At 38.6% G+C, this 544-nt stretch carries 1 protein-coding gene and 1 pseudogene; one reads left to right on the top strand and one right to left on the bottom strand.

What is annotated here, in order from left to right; all coding sequences use genetic code 11:
- A partial coding sequence (locus ACTHUR_RS17360) for a DUF6979 family protein (protein WP_440399954.1) occupies positions 1-357 on the bottom strand: 357 nt, incomplete at its 3' end.
- Between ACTHUR_RS17360 and ACTHUR_RS17355 the strand changes: the two are divergent.
- Positions 358-544 (top strand): annotated as a pseudogene (locus ACTHUR_RS17355) (hypothetical protein); the annotation flags it as partial.

Below are 544 nucleotides of genomic sequence, written 5' to 3'. Positions count from 1 at the left end.
TGCGATAACCACATCAAGTTGGCTATTATGTTTCTTTTCTTCTCCAATGATTTTTTGAATTTCTGCCCAAAGTTCAGCTTTTTTATTTGCCCAAGACATATCTTTTTTTAATAAATGGATGGCAAGAATTGCATATTCTGCATTTTTAGATTCTTTCTCTTGTGGTGTTGGAATAGAAATTCCTTTTATTTTTCCCGCGTAGCACAGCCCGAAAAAGGCATTTTTAGGACATCCTTTCACTCTAGCTGAATAACTGTTAGTAAACTCTTGAACTGCTCCCGTCCATGCTTTTTTAATATCGTGTGTATAAGCGAATAGCTCTACGGCTTTTACAGCTGTTTTTCCATATAAATTCATATGTTCAACTCACGCAAAGCGCGGATTTTAGCATTGGCAGAACAGCAAAAACAACAAATCGCCCGAGAAAATCAAGAGCAGAAACATCGTAAACGGCTCGAGCAACAAGAGCGTGAGACCGCGCTTTATGAAAAGGCATGCCAGAATGCGCAAGAAGACTTGAATATGTTCGTGAAATGTTGGACTC

Source organism: Neisseria sp. P0021.S007 (assembly GCF_051956855.1).
Note: the sequence above shows the minus strand (reverse complement) of the source record. Positions and strands in the feature narration are given on the sequence as shown.